Raw genomic sequence first — 24532 nt, forward strand, 5'->3', positions numbered from 1 at the left:
CGGTTTATTCAAATAAAAACGAGGTGAGCGGACTTGAAGCTTCGGCATGGTTCGCAATAGCTCCCAACCCGGATTCAAAGGCTCTTCTTCCGGCAATAACTCCTTCTTTAAAAGCCACAGCCATATTAAGCGGATTTCTGGCAACAGCAATGGCGGTATTTACCAAAACAGCATCTGCTCCCATTTCCATAGCCTTTGCAGCATCTGATGGCGCCCCGATTCCTGCATCTACCACTACGGGAACATTACTCTGGCTGATGATTATTTCCAGAAAGTCCTGAGTTCTTAATCCTTTATTGGTTCCAATAGGTGCTCCCAAAGGCATTACTACTGCTGTTCCAGCATCTTCAAGACGTTTGCACAATACAGGATCAGCATGGATGTAAGGCATTACTACAAATCCTAATTTGGCCAATTCTTCTGTCGCGTATAACGTTTCAATAGGATCTGGTAATAAATATTTCGGGTCCGGATGAATTTCCAGTTTTACCCAGTTGGTTTCCAGCGCTTCTCTGGCTAGTTGTGCAGCCAACACTGCTTCTTTAGCAGTTCTCGCTCCGGAGGTATTGGGCAAAAGATGAACATTGGTTTCTCTTAATGAATCAAGCAGATCATCTTCACTGGATTGGGCATCAATTCTTTTTAGTGCCATGGTCACCATATCGGTTTCTGATGCGATGACAGACTGTACCATATCTCTGAGACTTCCGAATTTTCCTGTTCCTAAAAACAGTCTTGATTCAAATGTTCTTCCTGCTATTTCTAATTTCTGGTTGTTCATATCATTACTTTTTTTAATTCATTAATAATAGTCGGCTGCTTTGTAATAATCCCGGATACAGCAACACCGTAAATTCCGATCTTCTGTAACTGCAAAATATCTTCAAGAGTAACACTCCCGATTGCAAATATTTTAGGAATGTCAATTGATTGTTCTTTTAATCTATTTATGATATCCTGATACCCTTCAAACCCAAGAACGGGACTTAATTTTTCTTTGGTTGTGGTAAATCTCAGTGGTCCCAAACCAATATAATCACAAGATTCATTGATTCTCTGGATTACATCTGAAAGAGTATTGGCTGTTCCCCCAATGATTTTATTTTCGCCTAAAATCAATCTGGCTTCGTTTATAGAGCTGTCACTCAATCCCAAATGCACTCCATCAGCATCTATTTCTTTAGCCAGCTTTACATCGTCATTGATGATACAAACCGTCTGATATTCTGTACAAAGCTGTTTTGATATTTCGCAAAGATTAATTAATTTATTTTCAGGAGCATTTTTCCATCTTACCTGTACCCATTTGATTCCGTTATCAAGGGCTTTTCGGATATGAAGTTCCTGTTCTTGTATTGTGTTCCCTTGTGATATGTATTGTAATTTTTCCATATTTATAATGAATGCGTTCCCAACAAAGAGGAATTGCTTTTTAAAAATTTTTCGATGTATAATTTCCCCTGTTTGCAGGCTGTTTCCATATTTTTCCCTTTAGCTAGTTCTGCTGTAATGGCGGAAGATAAAACACAGCCAGAACCATGTTTAGGAAAACAGATTTCATGATCATCTTGTGGATGCAGAAGGATTTCTTTTTCCTTTTCAACTAAAACATCCGTTCCCAAAAGGTCTTTCCTATGCCCTCCTTTGATCATTAATGAACATCTATCAGTATCCGGTAATAGATTATTTTCCTTTAAAACTTTGTATTCATTATAATTGGGAGTTATTAAACTGAGTTTATTAACAGTCTCTTTCAATTGAGGAAGTGTTTCAAGATCAAAAAAGGTAAATTCAGAAGTACTTTTCAAAACCGGATCCCACACGATTTTTGTTTCAGGATTACCAGTCTTTACCGTTTCTATAATTTTAGCCAGAAATTCGGCATCCTTTACAATTCCGATTTTCACTGCTGAAACGGGATAATTTCCCATCAACACCTGAATCGCCTTAGTCACTTCATCCAATGGACGCCATTCCAGACTCAGACATTCTGAAGCTGTTTGCAATGTCAATGCAGTACACACTCCCAGTCCCATCACTTTTGATTGTTCAAAGGTTTTACTATCTGATAACAAGCCTGCTCCACCACTTGGATCAAAGCCTGCAACACTTATGACATAAGGACGTTCCTGCATTTTTTGAATACTTTTAGAGGTTCTTCACTTTCCCAAATGACGCCTAGCAAAGCAACTCCATCTACATCTGATTTAAAAACTTCTTGAATATTATCCTGATGAATTCCTCCTAAAGCAATCAGTTTTACATTCGGATTATTCCGCTGTTGTATTTCTTCTTTAATAGTAGAATCCATTCCATATCCTTTTTTAGAGATACTTGGAAAGAACGGGCTTATAAAAGCATAATCCCATTCTTTTTCCAATGTATTGTAGGTTGTGATATCATGTACTGAGGTTGACATTGTATTTTCTTCGGCAAAAGATTTACATCTCTCTTCCGCCCGATCAGCCTCTCTGAAATGAAGTCTTGAAATATGATATTCTTTTCCAAGATCAAAATGAGTATGCAGCACCAGCTTTGGATAAAAAGCTTCATCAATCTGAGTGATGAATTCAATCATTTCGTTGCGACTGATCCATGGTTTACGGATGTGAAGCAAATCAAGCCCCTCCTGAAACATCTGATTAATAATATTAGTTTCGTTTGGAACCATCAGCTCAGGAGTGATGACGAGGATCATATATAAATTTCTTTTCCTTTTTCGATAAATTCCTGAGACTTATCAAACATCCCTTTTTCTGCAGATTCACGGATTTCCTGAGTAATTTTCATCGAACAGAATTTTGGTCCACACATAGAACAGAAATGAGCTATTTTGGCTCCTTCCGCCGGAAGTGTTTCATCATGATACGCTCTTGCCGTCTCAGGATCCAAAGAAAGATTGAACTGATCTTCCCATCTGAATTCAAATCTTGCTTTACTTAATGCATTGTCTCGGTATTGTGCCCCCGGATGTCCTTTTGCCAGGTCTGCCGCATGGGCTGCCAGTTTATAAGTAATTACCCCTACTTTTACGTCGTCTCTATTCGGGAGCCCTAAATGCTCTTTCGGCGTTACATAACAAAGCATTGCACAGCCAAACCACCCGATCATGGCGGCCCCAATTCCGGAAGTGATATGATCATACCCCGGAGCAATATCGGTAGTCAAAGGACCTAAGGTATAGAACGGAGCTTCATGGCATTCTTCCAGCTGCTTTTCCATGTTTTCTTTAATCATATGCATCGGAACGTGTCCAGGGCCTTCAATCATTACCTGTACATTGTGCTTCCATGCTATTTTTGTCAGTTCACCTAAAGTTTCCAGTTCTGCAAACTGAGCGGCATCATTGGCATCTGCAATAGATCCTGGACGAAGACCATCTCCAAGAGAGAATGCAACATCGTACTTCTTCATGATCTCACAGATCTCCTCAAAATGAGTATATAAGAAACTTTCCTGATGATGAAACAAACACCATTTAGCCATAATAGATCCTCCTCTGGATACAATTCCGGTTACTCTGTTGGCTGTCAAATGAATATATCTTAATAAAACTCCGGCATGGATCGTAAAATAAGAAACACCTTGTTCTGCCTGTTCAATCAGGGTATCTTTAAAAATTTCCCAAGTCAGATCTTCTGGAACTCCTTTTACCTTTTCCAATGCCTGATAGATGGGAACAGTACCAATTGGAACCGGGCTGTTTCTGATGATCCATTCTCTTGTTTCGTGAATATTTTTTCCGGTTGAAAGATCCATAATGGTGTCGGCTCCCCATCGGCAGGCCCATACCGCTTTTTCTACTTCTTCATCAATACTGGATGAAACAGCACTGTTTCCAATATTGGCATTAATTTTCACAAGGAAATTTCTTCCGATAATCATCGGTTCACTTTCCGGGTGGTTAATGTTATTGGGGATAATTGCTCTTCCTGCTGCTATTTCGTCTCTTACAAATTCCGGAGTAATCTTACTTTTCGGAGTGTTCGCTCCAAAGCTGTGTCCCGGATGTTGGAAAGCCATTTCTTTTGATACAGATTCAAGCTGTTCTATTCTTTGATTTTCCCTAATCGCTATATATTCCATTTCCGGAGTGATGATTCCCTGCTTTGCATAGTAAAGCTGGGTCAATTCTTTTCCTTCTTGTGCAACTTTAGGTTTATGATCATAAGAAAACCGCAGTTCATCCAAACGCGGATCTGCTAAACGAGCTTTTCCGTATTCAGAGGTAATCCCGTCCAGGATATTCACATCATTTCTGTCCAGAATCCATTGCTCTCTGATTCTTGGAAGCCCTTTCTGGATATCAATGACTGCATTTTCATCCGTATAAGGACCTGAAGTGTCATAAATGGTTACCGGAGCATTATGTTCAAAGCCGCCATTGGTCAATTTGGTCGGGCTAAGCTGTATTTCACGCATTGCTACATTGATAGGGTGTATTGTTCCCTCAACATAGATTTTCTTTGAGTTCGGAAATGGCGAACATGTAATGGAGTGAGCCATAAGTATTGGTATTAAATATGAGAATTAACCGCCTTGAGTGGCAGTAATGATTAAAACTGAATCGTTGTTATTAAGGAGTGTTTCTGCCCAGACTGACAGCGGAATAATACGGTTGTTGAGGGCTACAGCAATGCCTTTCTTTTTTCCAGGCAGCTCAATAGCCAATAATGCTTCCAGGTTTGCAGGAAGTACATCAAATGTTTTTCGGGTGTGGTTGATTATAAGTTCCATTCCTAATAATTTAAAATATACTTTAGGAATGGCTATCATTGTACAATAGAATGTACAGCAAAAGTCATCTACTTTTCCCTACGCTGGTATAATCCAGATCAGGTTCAAAGGGTAAAGTCTCAGTCTGTTCATAACAGACACCCCTAAAGTTTGGGACGAAGTTAGACATTATTTTGAAATAAGCAAAATTGATTTTTGCTTGGAATGAAAAAAGACCATCTCGATTTTGAGACAGTCTTCACTTTTATTTTAAATAGTTCGTTAGTAAAAAAGCTTCAGGCTTCCATCAGAATTATATTGATTAGTCCAATTTGATTGGTTCAGAAAAAATTCGGAGCTATAAGGTTTATACTCTTTCGAAATTCTTCTTTGAGGATTATTTTTTGATAATGAAAAGTAGAAATAATCTTCAAAAACACCTAAGTTCTTAAATGGATTTTGTGCAGAATCAAAGTTATCAAATGTAATTTCATTCGTAATGTAAGCATCAATATTATTATGCTTTTCAGTTTTAGTTGCCTTTTCTAAATTTCCTGAATTATTATAGATAAACTTTTCTAAGTATGTCAAAATATAATCTTGTGGATCAGTCGGATCGTATGGAACATTAGGATATTGAGTTAAAATTTCAATTAACTTTCCTGAAGTGTCATAAGTATAGGTCAAATACTTATCCATATATGAATTATTAACCTGTGGAATAACTACTTTAATAACTCTGCCTTGATTATCAAACTCAAGTTTCCTTTCATTCAATTGAACATTAAATGATGGATCTGAGCTATAATTTCCTACAACAGCTGTATTTCCTGTATAAGATATTTTAGTATAGATCAGATTTGTAAATCGGTCCGGAGCCCCCGAAGCTCCTGTCAACTTCAAAATTCCTCCTACTTTTTTACTAATTCTTCCCTGAGCATCATATTCGAACATATAATTTTGTTCCAATCCATTAAAGACAGGCGACAAAAAAGGATAATTCCATGCTATTTTACTTGTATTTTCAGTAATCATCTGTTGTGAATTATCAACTGGCATTTCATCATTGTCTGAACAAGATGCCATAACCAGCAATGTGGTTAATAAAAGTGATTTGAATTTCATGTTATAGTTTTTGTGATATACTTATTCTTCACAAGCTCTCCAGATTGCATCATTTTGCGGTACGGGAGCTATGATTTCAATGTTTTCTTTCGTTACCGGATGAATAAATTCCAGTTTTCTAGCATGAAGATTGATTCCTCCATCCGGATTGGAGCGTGGCGCTCCGTATTTCAGGTCTCCTTTGATTGGAACTCCTGTTTTGGATAATTGTGCTCTGATCTGATGGTGTCTTCCTGTTTCAAGATCAATTTCAAGAAGCTGATAATTATCCAGAGTTTTGATTACATTATAGGTCAGAATCGCTTCTTTTGCACCTTCAGTAGCTTTTGGAAAAACAATGGCTTTATTATTTTTTTCATTTTTCATTAAATAATGTACCAATCTCTGCCTTTGTGGAATCATTTCTTTCCCTACAACGGCCCAATACGTTTTTTTTATCTCCCGGTTTTTGACCATCTGCGTAAGACGGGAAAGTGCTTTGGAAGTTTTTGCATAGATCACCAACCCAGAAGTAGGACGGTCTATACGATGAACCAAGCCGAGAAAAACATTTCCCGGCTTAGCATCTCTTATTTTTATAAAATTCTTGATAGTTTCTAATAGTGATTCGTCTCCGGTTTTGTCCCCCTGTACAAGTTGACCTACCTTTTTATTGACCACCAGAAGATGATTGTCTTCATATATAATCTGCTCCTTCATAATGTGTCGTTCTATCTTCTGTTTCTATTGGACAGTGAAAGAATAATCCCCGCCAGAAGACCAACAGTCTTTACGGCTGAAAGTTTTGATCCTTCCGGTATAAATGCACCTAATACACAAATTACAGCGGCAGCATACATTGCATAGACAAAATTTTTGTTGCTAAGCAGCGGAGCCTGAATAAAAAAGCTGGCTCCTATCAAAACATAGAAAACCTTTCTTGAAAGTAAGTGATTGATTTCCGGGGAAAATAAATTAAACCATCCTACAGCAAGACAAATCAGTGCTGCGATAGATAATATTCCTTGGATAGATTGTTGTTGATTCTGCATGGATTAATAGCTTTCGTTTTCGTTTGGAAACTCTACACTCTTCACATCTTTTACATATTGAGCTACAGCTCCTGTAATTTCTGTGTAAAGGTCAAGATATCTTCTTAGGAATTTCGGACTAAAACCTTTGTTCATTCCTACCATATCATGATATACCAAAACCTGTCCGTCACAATCTGCTCCGGCACCGATTCCGATAGTAGGAATAGAAATGCTTTCTGTAACCTTTTTTGCTAATTCTGCAGGTATTTTTTCCAATACAACAGAAAAACAACCTAATTCTTCTAAAAGTTGTGCATCAGCGATCAGTTTTTCAGCTTCTGCTTCTTCTTTAGCTCTTACTTTATACGTTCCGAATTTATAAATAGACTGTGGTGTTAATCCCAAATGTCCCATTACCGGAATTCCGGCATTGATGATTTTTTTGATAGACTTGGAAATTTCTTTTCCGCCTTCAATTTTCACAGCATGCGCTCCACCTTCCTTCATCATCCTTACCGCAGATTCCAATGCTTTTTCAGGATTACTCTGATAAGTTCCGAAAGGTAAATCTGCTACCACCAAAGCTCTGTCGGTTCCTCTTACCACACTTTGCGCATGATAGATCATTTGATCCAGCGTAATAGGTAATGTAGTTTCAAAACCAGCCATTACATTCGCTGCAGAGTCTCCAATCAAAATAGCATCTACTCCACCTGCATCTACCATCTTTGCTGTGGTAAAATCATAGGCCGTAAGCATTGTTATTTTTTCCTTGTCGAATTTCATTTTACGCAAGGTTTCAGTCGTAACTTTTTTAATTTCAGAGTGAACAGACATAATTTATCTATTTTTAAAAGTTAAAAAGTCGGCCTTCGGCCGACTTAAGTTTTTGTATGATTTATAAAACTACGTGACCGAGTTTCATGAGTTTGTCGTGATTTAAGATCTTGATATTTCTTCCGTCCACTTCAATCAGGCTATCCTGTTTAAATTCTGAGATCAGACGGATGGCACTTTCTGTAGCGGTACCAATGATATTGGCAATTTCTTCCCTTGTCAATGAGATCTTAATAAAACCTTCAGGATCTACTCCCAGCTTCTGTTCCAAAAGCAGCAGTATTTCTGCCAGTCTTTCTCTTACCGTTTTCTGGGCAAGGAAAGTAATGGTATTTGAAGATTCTCCTAATTCGTATGAGATTTTTTGAAGCATTACGAAAGACAGCTGTGGGTCTACTTCCAGAAGATACATGAAAATATCTGCTGGCAAAAAAACACACTCAATATCTGTCATAGCTTCTGCTTTGGCCTGGAAATTTTCCCCGCAAAGCAAAGAACGATAGCCGATGATATCCCCTTCTTTGATAAATCTTAAAATTTGGTCTTTCCCGAACGCTCCTGATTTCGAAAGTTTGGCAGCACCTTTTTCCAAAACAAAAACTCCTCTTGGAGTTTCACCATCCTCGAAAATGGTATCGTGTTTCTGAAAACTCAGTTTCTTTTTGCCATTAATGTATTTTTCAAAATCTGCGCTAGAAAGTCTTTCTTTAAATGATTTATCATTAAAAACTCTGGCGAACCTCTCTTCAATTGCTATCTGTTGTTCCTGCGGCATTTTATATGATATTTATCACAAAAATAGAACTTTTTAACGCGATAAACAAAAAAATTTGTTATAATTTTGTAGTTCAATATTTTATGGGGTGAGCGAGAACTGTTTTCATTGTGGTCAAGGGATAGAAAAAGAGAGAATTTTATTTGATGAAAAGACTTTCTGTTGTAATGGATGTAAGTCTGTTTACGAAATTCTAAATTTAAATAATTTAAGCAATTTTTATGAGCTTAATAAAGGGGCAGGAATTCGTCCGAATGATGAAAATTCTACCCAATTTGATTACCTGGACACACCGGAAATTTTTGAAAAAGTCACTGATTTCTCTGAAGGCAACACCAGTCTTGTTACATTCAAGATCCCTGTAATTCACTGTTCTTCGTGTATCTGGCTATTGGAAAGTCTTCATACTTTACATAAGCACATCAAATATTCTCAGGTAAACTTCACTAGAAAGACCTTACAGATCTCATTCAATCATAACGATCTGAAATTAAGCGAACTCGCTAAATTTTTAACCAACCTGGGGTATAAACCCGTCATCAGTCTTGAAACTGCTGATAAAAATGAAGATCATCTCGACAAATCTTTATTGGTAAAATTTGCCATTGCTGCCTTTGCTTTTGGTAACGGAATGTTCCTTGCCTTCCCTGAATATATTGGAGGTGAAGATTATTGGATGGAGCATTATAAAGGCTTATTCAGAACCTTGATATTCCTGTTGGCAACACCCGTTGTATTCTACTCAGCTTCAGACTATTATAAATCCGCATGGTACGGTTTAAAAAATAAGATTGTCAACATTGATGTTCCGATTGTCTTAGGAATTTTCGTACTATATGGAAGAAGTATTTATGAAGTTGTAACAGATTATGGTCCAGGATATTTCGATACCCTTTGTGGACTTTTATTCTTCATGCTTCTCGGGAAAATTTTCCAAAAAAGAACATACAGTGCTCTTTCATATGACAGAGATTACAAATCTTTCTATCCGATTGCCGTAACAAAAGTTGATTTTGAAGGAAAACAGGATAATATTTTACTGTCTGAAATAAAAGTTGGCGATAGAATTCTAGTTAGAAATCAGGAAATCATCCCCGTTGATGGAATTTTGATCAACGGAGAAGGAAATATTGACAACAGTTTTATTACCGGAGAAAGCGAAAGTATCAGCAAACAACCCGGAGATAAAATTTTCGCAGGAGGAAAACAGGTTGGATCTTCTTTAGAGCTTGAGGTGATTAAAAACGTAGATCAAAGTTATTTAACTCAGCTTTGGAATAAAGAAGCATTTAAAAAACACGAAACAGGACTTGATACGTTAACAAACAACGTCAGCAAATATTTCACATTCATTATTTTAGGTATCGCTTTAGTCGCTGGAACTTATTGGTATTTTATTGATTTAAATATTATGTTCCAGGTAATTTCTGCGATCCTGATTATCGCATGTCCTTGTGCACTTGCTCTTTCTGCACCGTTCACTTTCGGACACATTATGAGGATTTTAGGCCGAAATAAGTTTTATGTAAAAGATACTTTAACGATTGAAAAAATCGCGAAGCTTGACACCATTGTCTTTGATAAAACCGGAACCATTACCCACAGAAAAAAATCAAACATTAAATATGAAGGTTCAGAGATCAACGAATTTGATTCTCTGAATATTAAAACGTTATTAAAAAACTCCAACCACCCGCTTTCAAAATCATTGTATGAATTCATCGAAGTAAATGATGATTATTTCCCAGTAGAGAATTTTGTTGAAATTTCAGGAAAAGGATATGAAGCAAGCGTAAGGGGAAACCAGTATAAAATCGGCTCTGCCCGTTATAACGATCAGGAACCTAAAAATCTTGAAACGGCAGTTCACATTAGTAAAAACGGCCAATATTTAGGCAAATTCATCTTTAAGAATGAGTACCGTCCGAAACTGAGAGAACTTTTCACAAAATTAACCCACTACAAAATATTTATCCTGAGTGGAGATAATTCTTCAGAAGAAAATCAACTTAAGGAGCTTATCCCAAATTACAAAGGAATGGCCTTTAATCAGAGTCCGGAAGACAAACTGAATTATATTAAAAACCTTCAGGATCAGCACATGAAAGTAGCGATGCTTGGAGATGGTCTCAATGATGCCGGAGCTTTAAAACAAAGCAATGTAGGAATTGCAATTGCTGATGATACCAACAGTTTTACACCATCCTCTGATGTGATTATGAACGGTGATAAAGTGGTTACACTAGACAATTACCTGAACGTTTGCAAGGGGTCTATCACCATTGTGAAAATGACATTTATAATCAGTTTTCTGTACAATATTGTTGGTTTAAGTTACGCTGTTACAGGCCATATGCATCCGCTCTTCGCTGCAATCATCATGCCAATCAGTTCGATCACTGTGGTTACCTTTACTACACTTTCAACATGGATTTTAGGTCGGAAATATTTCAAAAAGCGGGCTTAAAAGCCCTTATTTAGACTGATTTTAAATTAGCTGAAATCGTCTTTTCGTGATGAAAGTCATTATTTTTCACTAAATTTGAACCCCGAAAATAGGTTAATTTTGTTGTCCAATGGATATTCTATATTTAATGATCCTCTGCAGTGTTTCTTTAGCTGCGATTTTCTTGGTCGTATTTATAGTGTATGCCCGAAAAGGACAGTTTGAAGATGATGAATCTCCGGCTGTCAGAATCCTTTTTGATGATGAAAAAGTCAAAGAAAATGATGAAGCAGGCAACAAAAATAAAGACGAGAAAGAAATAGGAGAAAATAATAAAAATTGAGAAAAATAGTGAATAGTTGATATGGAAACACAGAAGTTTAGTTATGACAATAGTATTGTCCGTGCGTTCCTTTATGCGACCTTAGTTTTCGGTCTTATAGGGTTTACGTTCGGGCTTACGGCGGCATTAATGCTTTTCTACCCTGAATTACCTGAATTCTTTTTCGGGACAGATGACACAACCATCAAAAGTTTGGCATCAGGAAATATTCAAGGGTTGATAAACACTCATGGTGCATTTGGTTTTGGTAGAATCAGAATGCTGCACACCAACACCGTAATCTTTGCATTCGTTTGTAACATCGTTTACACGGGTATTTATTACTCATTACAGAGATTATTAAAAACAAGAATGTACAGTGACACCTTGTCTTGGTTACATTTCTGGACTTGGCAGTTTATGATCGTTGCTACGTTCGTTACATTCTTTATGGGGATCAACACCTCTAAGGAATATGCTGAACACGAGTGGCCGATCGACATATTGATCGCATTCTCATGGATCATTTTTGGTATCAATATGTTCCTGACTATTTCAAAGAGAAGAGTGAGACACCTTTATGTAGCCATCTGGTTCTACATTGGTACATGGATTGCGGTAGCAATGCTTCACATCTTCAACAACCTTGAAGTACCTTTATCTTTCACAGGCTGGAAATCTTATTCAGCATATGCAGGGGTAAAAGATGCTATTGTACAGTGGTGGTATGGACATAATGCGGTTGCATTCGTATTGACGACTCCGGTTCTAGGTTTAATGTATTACTTCCTTCCGAAGGCTGCAGACAGACCGGTATTCTCTTATAAACTGTCTATTATTCACTTCTGGTCATTAATTTTCGTATATATCTGGGCTGGTCCTCACCACCTTCAGTATACAGCTCTTCCAGCTTGGGCTCAGGCGGTAGGAACAGGGTTCTCTATCATGCTTATTGCACCATCTTGGGGAGGAATGTTAAATGGTCTTCTTACCTTAAGAGGAGCTTGGGATAAAGTAAGAGAAAATCCTATCCTTAAGTTCTTCGTAGTAGCTGTTACTTGTTATGGTATGGCAACTTTTGAAGGACCGCTTTTAGCAACTAAAAACATCAACAAAATTGGTCACTTTACAGACTGGGTTATCGGTCACGTACACTTAGGAGCTCTTGGATGGAATGGTTTCATGGCATTCGGGGTTATCTATTATTTGGTACCAATTATGTGGAGAACAAAAATTTGGTCTGTAAAATTAGCTAACTGGCATTTCTGGTTAGGTACTTTAGGAATCATTTTCTATGCAGTACCAATGTATATTTCAGGATTCACGCAAGGATTAATGTGGAAGCAATTCAACCCAGACGGAACATTATTATGGAAAAACTGGTTGGATACTGTAACGGCTATTATCCCTTACTTCAAAATGAGATTCGTAGGAGGTTTATTCTACATCTCAGGATCTATCCTAATGATCGTAAACGTAATTGCTACGGTAAGAAAAGGATCGTTCCAGAAAGAAGTTCCAGCTGAAGCACCTGCATTGGCAAACATCAGTAAGAACAGAAAAGAAGGAGAAGGTACTCACCTTTGGCTGGAAAGAACTCCGGTATTATTAGGTATTTTATCTTTCATCACAATATCTATTGGTAGTTCAATTGAAATCATTCCTACACTATCTCTTAAGAAAAGTGTACCTACGATTTCAGCGGTAAAACCATATTCACCACTTGAACTTGAAGGTAGAGATATTTATATCCGTGAAGGATGTAATGCTTGTCACTCTCAGATGATCAGACCGTTCAGAGATGAGATCACAAGATTCAATGGTAAAAACGGACAATACTCCAAAGCTGGAGAATTCGTATACGACAGACCATTCTTATGGGGTTCTAAAAGAACAGGACCGGATTTACATAGAGAAGGTGGTAAAAACCCAAGTTCTTGGCACTTCAAACACATGTATAACCCAAGATCTACCTCTGCAGGTTCTATCATGCCTCGTTACCCTTGGTTAATTGCTACTGACTTAGACAGAACTAAGATGGTAGACAAAATGAAGCTGATGAAAAATGTATTCGATGTACCTTATACTAAGGCTCAAATCGATTCTGCAGACAAATGGGCTAACAACCAATCGGCAAAAATTGTAAAAGATATCTTCTCAGAAGCAAATGACGTAAAAGAAAATTATGCTAAGAGACCTCAGGGAGAATTAGAGAAAAAAGAAATTGTAGCTCTTATTTCTTATCTTCAGAGATTAGGAACAGATATCAAAACAACTGAAATCAAAACAGCAAGTAATAACTAAAAAACATTAAAAGGCTCATACTATGATTCCTCAGAACTTTAAAGATATATTATCCAATACAGAAAACGCTGGTTTCTACCAGACGCTGGCTCTGATTTTCTTTATGCTGTTCTTCGTTGCTTTGGTAATTTATGTTTTTAGCAGGCCTAAAAAATATTACAAAGAAGAAGAAGAGGCTCCTCTTGGGGATGAAGAAGATGATGATTTTAATTTAAAAAATTAAACTATTTTTTATGAAACAAAGAACACCTGTTGTTATAAACATCTTAATAATAATCGGACTTTTAATAGTTTTTTATTATTTATTTGTACAGAGCTACGCGTTCCTAGCTTCGCCTTACTTCTGGGGAACTGTTGTGATCGCTGCTATCCTTGCCTATATCCATGGCGCAATTGGAGATCTGATTGAAAACAACAAATTCAAGAAATTATCTCCAGAGGAAAAAGCTGCTTATTTAGCTGAAAAGAAAGTACCTTTCTTAAAAAGAATGTATTTAGCTGCATTCAAGAAGCAATCTGAAACTGAAGAAAAAGATATCCTTATCGACCACGGTTTCGATGGCATCATGGAGCTGGATAACCAGTTACCAAAATGGTGGGTAGGTTTATTCTATTTTGGGACCGCTTTTTGTATTGTATATATTGCTGCATACTCATTCACAGACTTCGCTCACCCGTTAAGCGAATATGAAAAAGAATATAAAGAGCAGTTAGCTAGTATTGAAGAATACCAAAAAACTCAGCCTCCTGTAACAATAGAAACAGCAAAATACTCTGCTGATAATATTGCAGAAGGTAAAGAATTATTCAAAACAAACTGTGCATCTTGTCACAAAGAAGACGGTAGTGGAGGTATTGGACCAAACCTTACTGATAACTACTGGATCAACCAGCCAGAAAAGACATTATTTAAAAATGTATTCCATATGGACTGGAATGGTTCTCCTACTAACCCTGCGATGAGAGCATTTGGTAAAAACGGAGAAGTTTCAGGTGCAGAGATTGAAAAGATTGCAGCGTATGTATATCACATCAATCAAGAGCAACCACCAGTGACTCAGGCTCAAGGAGGAGCAGCTCCTCAAGGAACTGAAGCACATTGGGAAAAAGAATAATTTAAAAAATTAGAAACATATGAAAAAAACATAATTTGTTATTAGATTAAAATAGTAACGAATTATGTTTTTTCTTTTTTAAAACCTATTACATATGTCAGACATAGAAGAAATAGAAGTACGCGGTGGACAGGGACAGGTTCTGGACCCTGAAACTTACAGAGATTCTATAGGGACAATGGAGCAATCCGGAAAGAGAAGATGGGTATTCCCCAGAAAACCTAAAGGGAAATACACCAACTATAGAAACATTGTAAGCTATCTATTATTAATTATTTATTTTTCTTTACCATTCATCAAAATCAATGGTAATCCATTATTATTGTTCAATGTCATAGACAGAGAATTTTTCATCTTTGGACAGCCTTTCTATCCACAAGACTTTTTTATCCTCACTTTAGGTGCTATCGCATCTTTGATCTTTATTATTGTTTTTACGATTGCGTTCGGAAGAATTTTCTGCGGGTGGATTTGCCCTCAGACAATTTTTATGGAATCGATCTTCCGTAAAATAGAATATCTGATTGAAGGTGACCGAAACAGGCAGATGAAGCTGGACAGACAGGAGTGGAATACTGAGAAGATCTGGAAGAGAAGTTTAAAATGGACTATTTATGTCATTATTTCATTGGTCATTACCCACTTTATGTTTATGTATATCGTAGGATATGAAGAGGTATTTAAGATTGTTGGTGAAGGGCCATTTGCACATCCTACCAATTTTATTGTAATGATTCTTCTTGCTGCTGCATTCTACTTTGTTTTTGCATGGTTCAGGGAGCAGGTTTGTACATTAGTATGTCCTTATGGAAGACTTCAGGGGGTACTGATTGATAAAGATACAATCAATGTTTTCTATGACTTCAAAAGAGGAGAAAACAGATCAAAATGGAGAAAAGGTGAAGACCGTAAAGCTGCTGGCAAAGGAGATTGTATCGACTGCCATCAGTGTGTAGTGGTATGTCCTACGGGAATTGACATCAGAGACGGGCAGCAATTGGAATGTATCAACTGTACAGCCTGTATTGATGCCTGTGATGAAGTAATGGAAAAAGTAGGTCTTCCGAAAGGATTGATCCGATATGCTTCTGAAAACGAAATTGAAAAAGAAACTCAGTTTAAGTTTACAGGAAGAATGAAAGGATTTACCGTATTCTTATTCCTTCTTGTAGGGTTCTTAGGATATCTTCTCTACAGCCGTGGTGAAATGGAGGCTAAATTCATTAAACCGGCAGGGAGTACATTCTTTGTAAAAGAGGGTAAAATTACCAATACTTATAATTATACTTTCCTTAATAAAACAAACGAGAAAAAAATCGTTACCATCAAAGTAATCGATCCGGTACATGGTGAAATCACTTACAGTGCATCCAGTAAAATTCAGGTAGACCGGGATAAAATCTCTAAAGGGACTATTAATATCAGTTTCCCGGAAGATGAAATGAAACTATCCAAACAGAATATTACAATTGGCGTTTATGATATGAAAGGAAAACTGATTGATTCATATCAGACTTATTTTGAAGGGCCATTTAAACTGCAATTTTAATTAGAAAAAAATGAAGAACTTTAGTTGGGGACACGGTGTTGTAATTGCATTATTTGCATTCATAGTTTTTATATTATCAATGTTATTTCTTTTTCCAAACGGACAGAAGAACTCTGAAATGGTAACAGATAATTATTATGAAGAGGAGTTGAAGTATCAGGATGTCATTGATGCAAAGAAAAAGGCAGATGAATTACCAGAAAAACCTGTATACAGCCAGGATCCTAAGGGAATTAAAATTACTTTTCCAAAAGATTATAATAGCTCAAATACTACGGTAAAATTTGTTTTAAACAGAACCGACGACCAGAATTTAGATATCAAAAAATCTGTACAGCTTGATGCCAGCCAGTCTTTCATAATCCCTTCACAGGTATTGAAAATGGGTAACTATACACTAAGACTGAGTTGGACAACAAATAAAACAGACTACAGAATGGATTATGATGTGATATGGAAATAGGACTTATTGTATCGGCTATTGCGTTAGGCTTTGCTTCCGGTTTTCACTGTATCGGAATGTGCGGTCCTATTGCCTTGTCGATGGGATTGACCAAAAAACAGGCTGCCAACTTCTATCTTCAGAACCTTACTTATCAATTCGGAAGAATATTCACCTATTCTTTATTGGGTGCTCTCCTCGGAATTATAGGACAAGGATTTGAAATGGCCGGCTTTCAGAAATATCTGACCATTGCGGCAGGAGCTCTTCTGATTATTATGGCTGTGTTTTCATTTGGAGGAAAAGATTTTGCTTCAAAAATTCCATTTCTTTCCAAGTTTTTATACAGTGTAAAAATGAACTTGGGAAAGTTGCTTCAAAAAGCAGATTACCGTTCCAGATTTACAACAGGTCTTCTTAATGGCTTTTTACCATGCGGAATGGTTTACATGGCTCTTACGGCAAGTCTTGCAGGCGGAGGAATATGGCAGGGAGCGTTATATATGGCTTTATTTGGTCTTGGAACCCTTCCGTTCATGTTTGCTATCGTTTTAGCCGGAAACCTCATGAATCAGGCTTTCAGGGTAAAGGTTTTGAAAGCCGTTCCTGTAATTATGATCATTTTAGGAGGATTATTCATTCTAAGAGGTCTTGAGTTGGGAATTCCTTATGTTTCCCCAAAAGCGGAAGCGATGACAATCTCTAAAGATCCAAACGGGGCCGTTAACTGCCATTAATTTGTATTTAAATCAACCATGAAGAAAACCATTGTCTTATTTCTGATAAGTCTTTTTACATTGCAATCCTGCAATATTAATACTGAATTAATCTACCATAAAGATGCAGCTTCATCTATAATTACTGATATTGATACCAGAGAATTTATGGCTGAGATGCAGGCTATGACACCAGATTCATTACAAGAAGATAAGTTCAAGGATATGGACAGATTTCCAACAATCTGGACGAGCATGTATGATATGTTAAAAAAAGAAGGAAAACTGAAAACTGAAAATCAGGATACTATTAAAATCCTGAAAAAGTTTTTTTTGAAATCTGTAAAAGAAGATAATAAACCTGTTCCTATTGGCTATTCCTTCAAAATGGACCATATCACGCCAAATGATTATGAATTAATTAAAAATTTTAATAAAGACGAAAAGCTGCCTTTTGATCAAAACTTACTAAATACCTGGGATGGAAAAACATTAACTATTAATACAGATCTTTTCAATGTTAAAAATATTGAAGAAGTTCTTCAATCTAAAGGTTCAAAAGAGGAAACTCAACAAATGGAAGGAATGATGATGATGTTTTTCAAAAATATAGGAACAACACTAAAATTTGAAAATAAAATAAAGTCAATCACAGGTAAACATGACTGGCTGAAACAAGTTGATGACCATTCGGTGAGAATAGAATATGATCTGAAAGCCATGTATGATAAGGATACAAAACTCAAAAATGCTGATAAAAAAATAATCATCATTACAGAATAAAACAAAACCCACCGAAATCCGGTGGGTTTTTATTATATAATAAATTAACTGATTAATTTAGTTAATTACTTCAAATCTTGCATATTCTGCAATTTTCTTAGGAAGTTTAATTCCTTCTGCTGTCTGATTGTTCTCTAGCAAGGCAGCCATAATTCTTGGTAATGCCATTGCAGATCCGTTCAGGGTGTGAACCAATTGAGATTTACCATCTCCTTTGTAACGACACTTCAATCTGTTAGCCTGGAACGTTTCAAAGTTAGACACAGAGCTAACTTCCAGCCACATTTCCTGAGCCGCACTCCATACTTCAAAATCATAAGTCATAGCAGATGCAAAACCAGTATCACCACCACAAAGTCTTAATACTCTGAATGGAAGCTCAAGATCTGTAAGAATTTCTTTGATATGCTCTACCATTTCTTCCAAAACAGCATAAGAGTTTTCAGGCTTTTCAATTCTTACGATTTCTACTTTTTCAAACTGGTGAAGACGGTTCAACCCTCTTACGTGGGCACCATAGCTTCCCGCTTCTCTTCTGTAACACTGAGAAAATGCTGTATTCTTGATTGGAAGATCTTTCTCTTCAAGCAATACATCACGGTAAAGGTTCGTTACCGGAACTTCTGCTGTAGGAATCAGATATAGTTTATCTTCGTTGATATAATACATCTGTCCTTCTTTATCAGGCAGCTGTCCGGTTCCAAATCCAGATGCTTCATTCACAACGTGAGGAGGATTCACTTCTGTATATCCTTTTTCTACGTTTTTATCTAAGAAATACTGAACCAAAGCTCTCTGTAATCTGGCTCCTTTTCCTAAGTAAACAGGAAAACCTGCCCCAGCAATTTTCACTCCTAGTTCAAAATCGATAAGGTTATATTTTTTAGCCAGTTCCCAGTGAGGAATAGCTCCTTCACCAAGACCTTCTACCGGATGAGACTGAAAAATCATTTCGTTATCATCAGCAGAAGCTCCGCTCTTTACCAATTCGTTTGGAATGTTCGGAAGCTGGTACAAAATATTCAGTAAGTCATTTTCCTTAACTTCTAACTGGGATTTCAATTCTGAGCTCGACTCTTTGTATTGTGCTGTTTTAGATTTTGCAGATTCCGCTTCTTCTTTTTTCCCTTCTTTCATCAAAAGCCCGATTTCTTTCGAAATTTTGTTGATTTCGGATAGCTGGGAATCTAGTTCAAACTGGATTCTTTTTCTTTCGTCGTCGGCAGCGATAGCCTCGTCTACCAACTCAAGATTTTTGAATTGTCTTTTCTTAAGACCTTCTAAAACGCGTTCTTTATTGTCGCGCAAAAAATTGACTTGTAACATTTTATTTAGATGTTAAATATTAGATGTTTAGCTCATAATAAGCAAACAGTTGTACAAATTTAAAAATTATTTTGTGATAGTAACGGTATTTATCGAAGTTGGTGTGTCAGCATCTTTTGAAAATACTGGAACTTTGTTATACAAAACTTTTGAAACCTGGAATACCGTTGGTGTATTACGATACTGAATTTCCAAAGTATCAATCACATTATCACTTACATTAGTACTTTTTGTATACGTAATTCTCATTCTGGAATAATAGGAATTTCCTGTTCCTGGATTATCAGGACTTATAGAATCCAGCCTTCTTCTTTTTGCTCCTGCCAGATACTCCATATAGAATAAAGAATCCGTTGTCATTCTTAACGAAAAACTTACCGGAGAAATATCTTTGGTTCCAAACATATCATTTACCGAAAATCCAGTATAAGATCCTGTCTTTTTACTGTTCAGAAGATCCTGTCCAGTACTGCTTTTCACATAGATATTAAGTAACTGATCTATTCTCTGCAAAGAATCGTCATCACTTTTACAACTTACAAGTGCAAAAACCGCAACAAGTATGCCCCAAAAATATTTCATCATAACTACAAAGGTAAAATATTAATCTTTAGGCTGCTTCTTTATTTTTCAAAATATTTCTGATACCACAGTTCAAAAGTAACCAGCTGCCATATTTTCACCCAATCATATTCATGTTCCTGGTGATTCCACCACCCATCTATCACTGCGGCATTGAAAAAATTTCTTTTCTTTAAACTTTCAAGATTTTCAACAATAAAATCTCTTACTTTTTTTTCGTTTTTAATAAAGTAATGAACCGGAAAGGAAAATCCTTTTTTAGGCATATTCAAAACTTCTTCCGGAAGATATTTTTCAGCGGTTTTACGCAGCAACGGCTTATTCTTAATTCCATTAAATCTAATATTCTCAGGCAAAGAAGCTACATAATTGATCAGACTGTTACTCAGGTAAGGGTAACGAAATTCCACGCTATATTTCATCGCACTCAGGTCATCACGGAAAACATGATGGGATGACAGCGAATATTTCATATCATATTCAAAATATCCGGAATAGCTTTTTGCTTCCGAAGCATGGTATTTTGAAAGCTTTGAATCAATTTTACTGTAAATATCCGGTTGTATGAGAGCTTTAGCTTCAAGAGGCATCATGCTGATCTGGCTCTGTCTGAAAAAATCAAACATATTATCCTGAGAGAAATAATTTTTTACCCGTTGCGAAAATTTATCTTTCGTAAAAATAAAAGGTCTTACAAAATTAAAATTTCTCATCAGCAGCCATCTATTCAGCTTCAGAGTATGGGAATAACCGCCGAAAAGCTCATCCGCACCATTTCCACTTAATACCACTTTAAAATTTTTATCATGTGCGTATTTTGCCGCATTGATCAAGACTTCAAAGCTGCTGTAAGGTTCTTCAAAATGCTGGATGTTTTCCTTAAGCTGCTCCAGTGCTTCTTCATCGCTCACCTCCTTTATCTCATGCGACACTCCAAAATGTCTGGCAGCCAGAGAGGCATTTTTCACTTCTTCTTCAGAAAATGGATAAGATATGGTGTATGTGTTGATATTAGGGTTAAAAGGTTTTGATTTTGAAGCGATTAAGGTAGAATCTATTCCTCCGCTCATCATCACGGCTACAGGAACATCTGCATATAATTGTTCTGCTATACTTTCAGAAAGCAGCTCATCTATTTTTCTTACAGCTTCTTCTTCCGAAATATTTTTCGTAGAAGGAGAAGGCAGTGTCCAGAATTTCTCTTTGGTAATTTTCTGATCTTTTAAATCAATAGTCATAAAAGAAGCTGGTTCCAGCGATAAAATATTCTGAAAGCAGGTTTGCGAAGCCAACGTAGTCTGAAAAAGAAAATTGGTGTACACGCCATTCCAATTGATTTCAGGTTTTACAAATTCATTTTTTAGCAATGCTTTTATTTCTGAGCCCCAAACTAATCCGTCTTTACTCTGATGATAAAAAAGAGGCTTCATTCCTACTCTATCTCTTGCCAGTATAAGTTTTTGACTGGAGAGATCAACAATACAGATAGCAAACATTCCATCCAACTTAGCAAAAGCTGAGTTTCCCCACTCCTGATAAGCTTTGAGAATAACTTCAGTATCAGAATTGCTATGCAAGAAATGTCCTAAAGACTCAAGTTCTTTTCTTAATTTTTTAAAATTATAAATCTCTCCGTTAAAGGTGATAATAATTTGCTCATTCTCCGAAAGCATGGGCTGATGTCCTTTTTCAGATAAATCAATAATGGATAATCTGCGGAAGCCCAAAGCAATTTCAGAACTTCTATCCTGTAAAACCGGAAACTGTTCTTTAATTTTGGGGGTAGAATCCTTTCCTGAAAAAGAAATTCCCTGGCCAGCATCATACAGCCAGAGCCCTTCATCATCCGGTCCGCGATGTTTGACCGCCTGATTCATTTCCAGAATATTTGTAGAGGAAATACTTTTATGAAATGAATAATAACCGCTGATTCCGCACATAAGATGACTTAATAGATTTGTAAAAATAGGAAAATGACTTTGTTTTCTGTACCTGAACAGAATAAATTATTTTTTCAGAAATTTTTCTTTTAAAAGCTGAATTTCCTCTTTTGAAATCATATAATCTTTCAAACTGAATGTGGTAGAACTATAAAATTTCCGGAACAGCAGAAACGCTGAAACCAAATATGACGATGTGGTTGCAAGACAAGCCCCCAAAATTCCCCATCTGGGTATTGCGATGAAAGAAAAAACGACTGTAACAACCAATCCAACTATTGATTTTACATTGAGAATTTTTAGTTCTCTCATTCCTGAAAAGTAATGCCCTACCATATCACTTACTGCAATGGCAAAAATTCCGGGAGATAAAAGGAGCATGATTTCTTTAGTATTTCTGAATTCTTTTCCGAAAATCATTTCATAGACCTGTGACGGAATGATAATGATTCCCAGTACAAAACCTATCATCAAAATGAAGGTCAGTTTTAAAGAATCTTTGGTTTTCTCTACAGATTCTTCCCTGCTTTTACTATTGACTACATCTGAGTATAAGACTACAGCAATACTGCGGGTAATCGTCCATATGGCTTCGGAAAAAGTGACCCCGATCGAAAAGATTCCTACGCTGGCAATGCCTTCAAAATATTCTAAAAAATAAAAGGAAAGTCTATAGTTCAGAAACTGGACAAAAGCGCTCAGCTGGGTTTTCCAGCCATATTCAAACATATTTCTGGCAACATCTTTACAGAATGATATTTCGGAAATATTACATTTTTTAATGATTTGAAAAAAACTGGTCAGGAAAAGAAGTGCAAGACACCCAATTTGTGCCAGAAAGTATACTGAAACATCTTTCTTTCCAAACAGATATACCAATATTCCGATAAATATGATATGTATAAGCTGTTGTAAAACAGTATAAACATTAAACTTCCTAATATCCTGTTTTCCAATAAACAAACTAATATTTGTGGATAACAATGAAGAAAAAATAGAGATCCCAATAAGATACAAAAGGTACTCACTTTGAATAGAAGCCAGACTGAATAAAAACGGGATTAAAAGCCCGGTCAGAAGAGACCACAAGTAGGCAAATAATAAAACTTTTTCTATTTTAAACCTGGAAGCAAAATAAGAAGCACTGCTTCCTGAAAAGATACTGCTGAAAAAACTCACAGCAGCAGCATTAGCTACTACAATAGAGATAGTTCCCTTTCCTTCACTTCCCCACATATTCGTAGAATAGATCACCAACCCGAAACTCAGGATCAGAATAAGAAAACGTGAGATAAAAGTTTTAATAATAGTAAGCTGCATAGCGATTATTTATCAATAGATCTTTTCACAAAATCAACAAAGGAATTTTTTATCGTTCCCCAATTGTATTTTTCTTCAAATTCTTTCCTGGCATTAAGAGCATGCAACTGATACAGCTCCGGGTTTCTTCTATAATTGAGAATTAGTTCTGAAATGGATTCTGCATTCTGCGGATCTACCAGACTGCCAAATGAAAGTGTACCCATATGCTTTCGGATTCCCTTCAGATTTGAATAAATGACAGGCTTTCCTACCCCCATAAAGTAAAACAATTTGATCGGCAGTGAGTGATTGTTTTCAAAATTGATTTCCCGCAGGTCAAAACAGATATCTGCATCTGCCAATGCTTCTGTAAACCGTTCAAAAGCAGTAGGTTTTCTGATTTCGATATCATCAAAAGAATATTTTTTCAATAATGCCGAAAAATAGAGGTCATCACTTTCCTGTACTGTTGATCCGATAATCAGGATTTTAATATGGATTGCGGGAACTTTTTGACGGAGAAGATCTACAGCTTTAAAGAAATTATCAATTCCTTTATCTTTAGAAATCTGACCTGTATAACAAAGGGTTATGGTATCAGAATTAAGTTTTTTGATACTTTTATTGATGTAAACAGAATCCGGATAATAAGGAAGAATCATTTGCTTTTTGAAACCAAAAAAATACGCTAAAGGAAACTTTTTGGTAGTTTCACCAAAAATAAAATGGGTACTTAAAAATCCTGCATACCACTGGATAAGAGAAAATTTAACGGCCTGAAAAATTGCAGCCAGAAAACCATACCCTTCAAGCATTGACATGGAAGGATACCACTCTGTAACATCATAGATACAGCTTGCATTATGCTCTTTTACAAATTTCTTTGAAGCCACTACTGCCAGAGGTTCGGAGCAGATAATAGTCTGGGGTTGAAAATTATCACAAACCTTACGAAAGGTCTCCATTTTCTTTTCTATACTTTCTTCCAGAACGGCGTAAGATTCTATTTCAATTCCGTCAATAACTCCTTTATACTCTGCATATAAACTGCATATTTTTACTTCATACCCATTATCTCTAAGAGCCTTTGCCTGATGGTAAAAAATACGGTCATCATTATAGCTGTGGGATGTCGTTAAAAAAAGTACTTTAGGCATTAATCATACTCGAATCTATGCAAATATACATTAAAACAAAAAAGTGAGAAACAGGTTCTCACTTTATGATTATTCAGCTGTA

Annotated in this window: 25 protein-coding genes and 1 riboswitch; of the genes, 9 read left to right on the top strand and 16 right to left on the bottom strand. The window is 36.5% G+C overall.

What is annotated here, in order from left to right; genetic code table 11:
• Positions 1-4: 4 nt before the first annotated feature.
• From GFU89_RS17745 to GFU89_RS17795, 11 genes are all read right to left on the bottom strand, one after another.
• A complete protein-coding gene (locus GFU89_RS17745; protein ID WP_318848408.1) occupies positions 5-781 on the bottom strand; it encodes a thiazole synthase in 777 nt (258 codons plus the stop codon).
• A complete protein-coding gene (locus GFU89_RS17750) occupies positions 778-1392 on the bottom strand; it encodes a thiamine phosphate synthase (RefSeq protein WP_318848409.1) in 615 nt (204 codons plus the stop codon). The genes GFU89_RS17745 and GFU89_RS17750 overlap by 4 nt, the downstream gene beginning before the upstream one ends.
• A 2-nt stretch (positions 1393-1394) precedes the next feature.
• Complete coding sequence (locus GFU89_RS17755) at positions 1395-2135, bottom strand: hydroxymethylpyrimidine/phosphomethylpyrimidine kinase (RefSeq protein WP_318848410.1); 741 nt, start codon at positions 2133-2135, stop codon at positions 1395-1397.
• Positions 2111-2698, bottom strand: a complete 588-nt coding sequence (locus tag GFU89_RS17760; protein ID WP_318848411.1) for a thiamine phosphate synthase — start codon at positions 2696-2698, stop codon at positions 2111-2113. The genes GFU89_RS17755 and GFU89_RS17760 overlap by 25 nt, the downstream gene beginning before the upstream one ends.
• The gene (thiC, locus tag GFU89_RS17765; protein WP_318848412.1) at positions 2695-4506 is read right to left on the bottom strand and encodes a phosphomethylpyrimidine synthase ThiC; all 1812 of its coding nucleotides are present in this window, start codon (positions 4504-4506) and stop codon (positions 2695-2697) included. Before thiC ends, GFU89_RS17760 begins: the two co-directional genes overlap by 4 nt.
• A 24-nt stretch (positions 4507-4530) precedes the next feature.
• Positions 4531-4737, bottom strand: coding sequence for a sulfur carrier protein ThiS (gene thiS, locus GFU89_RS17770; RefSeq protein WP_318848413.1), 207 nt, complete (start codon positions 4735-4737; stop codon positions 4531-4533).
• A 58-nt stretch (positions 4738-4795) separates the two neighbouring features.
• Positions 4796-4892: riboswitch (TPP riboswitch) on the bottom strand.
• Between the two features lie 106 nt (positions 4893-4998).
• Entirely contained in the window at positions 4999-5841 is an 843-nt protein-coding gene (locus tag GFU89_RS17775) for a hypothetical protein (protein ID WP_318848414.1), read from the bottom strand.
• 21 nt (positions 5842-5862) lie between these two features.
• Complete coding sequence (locus tag GFU89_RS17780; protein WP_413228604.1) at positions 5863-6540, bottom strand: RluA family pseudouridine synthase; 678 nt, start codon at positions 6538-6540, stop codon at positions 5863-5865.
• 11 nt (positions 6541-6551) lie between these two features.
• Positions 6552-6872: a hypothetical protein gene (locus GFU89_RS17785; protein WP_318848415.1), complete on the bottom strand. Its 321-nt coding sequence runs from the start codon at positions 6870-6872 to the stop codon at positions 6552-6554.
• Between the two features lie 3 nt (positions 6873-6875).
• A complete protein-coding gene (gene panB / locus GFU89_RS17790; RefSeq protein ID WP_103232094.1) occupies positions 6876-7691 on the bottom strand; it encodes a 3-methyl-2-oxobutanoate hydroxymethyltransferase in 816 nt (271 codons plus the stop codon).
• Positions 7692-7752: 61 nt separating this feature from the next.
• Positions 7753-8466: a Crp/Fnr family transcriptional regulator gene (locus tag GFU89_RS17795; protein ID WP_318848416.1), complete on the bottom strand. Its 714-nt coding sequence runs from the start codon at positions 8464-8466 to the stop codon at positions 7753-7755.
• Between the two features lie 88 nt (positions 8467-8554).
• On the opposite strand from GFU89_RS17795, the gene GFU89_RS17800 reads away from it, so the two are divergent.
• The 9 genes from GFU89_RS17800 (at position 8555) to GFU89_RS17840 (ending at position 18143) form a co-directional block, all read left to right on the top strand.
• A complete protein-coding gene (locus GFU89_RS17800) occupies positions 8555-10933 on the top strand; it encodes a heavy metal translocating P-type ATPase (RefSeq protein WP_318848417.1) in 2379 nt (792 codons plus the stop codon).
• Between the two features lie 109 nt (positions 10934-11042).
• Complete coding sequence (gene ccoS / locus GFU89_RS17805) at positions 11043-11255, top strand: cbb3-type cytochrome oxidase assembly protein CcoS (RefSeq protein WP_318848418.1); 213 nt, start codon at positions 11043-11045, stop codon at positions 11253-11255.
• 21 nt (positions 11256-11276) lie between these two features.
• Positions 11277-13538 (top strand): cytochrome-c oxidase, cbb3-type subunit I, encoded by a 2262-nt coding sequence (ccoN, locus tag GFU89_RS17810; RefSeq protein ID WP_318848419.1) that lies wholly within the window; start codon positions 11277-11279, stop codon positions 13536-13538.
• A gap of 22 nt (positions 13539-13560) precedes the next feature.
• Complete coding sequence (locus tag GFU89_RS17815; protein ID WP_077419481.1) at positions 13561-13761, top strand: cbb3-type cytochrome oxidase subunit 3; 201 nt, start codon at positions 13561-13563, stop codon at positions 13759-13761.
• A 10-nt stretch (positions 13762-13771) separates the two neighbouring features.
• Positions 13772-14653, top strand: coding sequence for a cbb3-type cytochrome c oxidase N-terminal domain-containing protein (locus tag GFU89_RS17820; RefSeq protein ID WP_318848420.1), 882 nt, complete (start codon positions 13772-13774; stop codon positions 14651-14653).
• A 94-nt stretch (positions 14654-14747) separates the two neighbouring features.
• Positions 14748-16202: a cytochrome c oxidase accessory protein CcoG gene (gene ccoG, locus GFU89_RS17825; RefSeq protein ID WP_318848421.1), complete on the top strand. Its 1455-nt coding sequence runs from the start codon at positions 14748-14750 to the stop codon at positions 16200-16202.
• A 10-nt stretch (positions 16203-16212) separates the two neighbouring features.
• Entirely contained in the window at positions 16213-16665 is a 453-nt protein-coding gene (locus GFU89_RS17830; protein ID WP_318848422.1) for a FixH family protein, read from the top strand.
• Complete coding sequence (locus tag GFU89_RS17835; protein ID WP_318848423.1) at positions 16656-17381, top strand: sulfite exporter TauE/SafE family protein; 726 nt, start codon at positions 16656-16658, stop codon at positions 17379-17381. Before GFU89_RS17830 ends, GFU89_RS17835 begins: the two co-directional genes overlap by 10 nt.
• Before the next feature lie 18 nt (positions 17382-17399).
• Positions 17400-18143, top strand: a complete 744-nt coding sequence (locus tag GFU89_RS17840) for a hypothetical protein (RefSeq protein WP_318848424.1) — start codon at positions 17400-17402, stop codon at positions 18141-18143.
• A gap of 57 nt (positions 18144-18200) precedes the next feature.
• On the opposite strand, the gene serS is transcribed toward GFU89_RS17840, so the two are convergent.
• The 5 genes from serS to GFU89_RS17865 all read right to left on the bottom strand — a co-directional run bounded on the left by serS (position 18201) and on the right by GFU89_RS17865 (position 24450).
• Positions 18201-19469, bottom strand: a complete 1269-nt coding sequence (serS, locus tag GFU89_RS17845; RefSeq protein WP_223601371.1) for a serine--tRNA ligase — start codon at positions 19467-19469, stop codon at positions 18201-18203.
• A gap of 66 nt (positions 19470-19535) precedes the next feature.
• Complete coding sequence (locus GFU89_RS17850) at positions 19536-20054, bottom strand: hypothetical protein (RefSeq protein ID WP_318848425.1); 519 nt, start codon at positions 20052-20054, stop codon at positions 19536-19538.
• A 38-nt stretch (positions 20055-20092) separates the two neighbouring features.
• Complete coding sequence (gene asnB, locus GFU89_RS17855; RefSeq protein ID WP_318848426.1) at positions 20093-21991, bottom strand: asparagine synthase (glutamine-hydrolyzing); 1899 nt, start codon at positions 21989-21991, stop codon at positions 20093-20095.
• Between the two features lie 66 nt (positions 21992-22057).
• Positions 22058-23311, bottom strand: a complete 1254-nt coding sequence (locus tag GFU89_RS17860) for an oligosaccharide flippase family protein (protein ID WP_318848427.1) — start codon at positions 23309-23311, stop codon at positions 22058-22060.
• A gap of 5 nt (positions 23312-23316) precedes the next feature.
• Complete coding sequence (locus GFU89_RS17865) at positions 23317-24450, bottom strand: glycosyltransferase (protein WP_318848428.1); 1134 nt, start codon at positions 24448-24450, stop codon at positions 23317-23319.
• Between the last annotated feature and the right edge of the window lie 82 nt (positions 24451-24532).

Origin of the sequence: Chryseobacterium sp. JV558 (genome assembly GCF_033712365.1) — a bacterium.
GTDB lineage: Bacteria > Bacteroidota > Bacteroidia > Flavobacteriales > Weeksellaceae > Chryseobacterium.

Coding starts and splice junctions, on each gene's coding strand:
- GFU89_RS17745 (WP_318848408.1), bottom strand. CDS start 781: ATGAACAACCAGAAATTAGAAATAGCAGGAAGAACATTTGAATCAAGA.
- GFU89_RS17750 (WP_318848409.1), bottom strand. CDS start 1,392: ATGGAAAAATTACAATACATATCACAAGGGAACACAATACAAGAACAG.
- GFU89_RS17755 (WP_318848410.1), bottom strand. CDS start 2,135: ATGCAGGAACGTCCTTATGTCATAAGTGTTGCAGGCTTTGATCCAAGT.
- GFU89_RS17760 (WP_318848411.1), bottom strand. CDS start 2,698: ATGATCCTCGTCATCACTCCTGAGCTGATGGTTCCAAACGAAACTAAT.
- thiC (WP_318848412.1), bottom strand. CDS start 4,506: ATGGCTCACTCCATTACATGTTCGCCATTTCCGAACTCAAAGAAAATC.
- thiS (WP_318848413.1), bottom strand. CDS start 4,737: ATGGAACTTATAATCAACCACACCCGAAAAACATTTGATGTACTTCCT.
- GFU89_RS17775 (WP_318848414.1), bottom strand. CDS start 5,841: ATGAAATTCAAATCACTTTTATTAACCACATTGCTGGTTATGGCATCT.
- GFU89_RS17780 (WP_413228604.1), bottom strand. CDS start 6,540: ATGAAGGAGCAGATTATATATGAAGACAATCATCTTCTGGTGGTCAAT.
- GFU89_RS17785 (WP_318848415.1), bottom strand. CDS start 6,872: ATGCAGAATCAACAACAATCTATCCAAGGAATATTATCTATCGCAGCA.
- panB (WP_103232094.1), bottom strand. CDS start 7,691: ATGTCTGTTCACTCTGAAATTAAAAAAGTTACGACTGAAACCTTGCGT.
- GFU89_RS17795 (WP_318848416.1), bottom strand. CDS start 8,466: ATGCCGCAGGAACAACAGATAGCAATTGAAGAGAGGTTCGCCAGAGTT.
- ccoS (WP_318848418.1), top strand. CDS start 11,043: ATGGATATTCTATATTTAATGATCCTCTGCAGTGTTTCTTTAGCTGCG.
- ccoN (WP_318848419.1), top strand. CDS start 11,277: ATGGAAACACAGAAGTTTAGTTATGACAATAGTATTGTCCGTGCGTTC.
- GFU89_RS17815 (WP_077419481.1), top strand. CDS start 13,561: ATGATTCCTCAGAACTTTAAAGATATATTATCCAATACAGAAAACGCT.
- GFU89_RS17820 (WP_318848420.1), top strand. CDS start 13,772: ATGAAACAAAGAACACCTGTTGTTATAAACATCTTAATAATAATCGGA.
- ccoG (WP_318848421.1), top strand. CDS start 14,748: ATGTCAGACATAGAAGAAATAGAAGTACGCGGTGGACAGGGACAGGTT.
- GFU89_RS17830 (WP_318848422.1), top strand. CDS start 16,213: ATGAAGAACTTTAGTTGGGGACACGGTGTTGTAATTGCATTATTTGCA.
- GFU89_RS17835 (WP_318848423.1), top strand. CDS start 16,656: ATGGAAATAGGACTTATTGTATCGGCTATTGCGTTAGGCTTTGCTTCC.
- GFU89_RS17840 (WP_318848424.1), top strand. CDS start 17,400: ATGAAGAAAACCATTGTCTTATTTCTGATAAGTCTTTTTACATTGCAA.
- serS (WP_223601371.1), bottom strand. CDS start 19,469: ATGTTACAAGTCAATTTTTTGCGCGACAATAAAGAACGCGTTTTAGAA.
- GFU89_RS17850 (WP_318848425.1), bottom strand. CDS start 20,054: ATGATGAAATATTTTTGGGGCATACTTGTTGCGGTTTTTGCACTTGTA.
- asnB (WP_318848426.1), bottom strand. CDS start 21,991: ATGTGCGGAATCAGCGGTTATTATTCATTTCATAAAAGTATTTCCTCT.
- GFU89_RS17860 (WP_318848427.1), bottom strand. CDS start 23,311: ATGCAGCTTACTATTATTAAAACTTTTATCTCACGTTTTCTTATTCTG.
- GFU89_RS17865 (WP_318848428.1), bottom strand. CDS start 24,450: ATGCCTAAAGTACTTTTTTTAACGACATCCCACAGCTATAATGATGAC.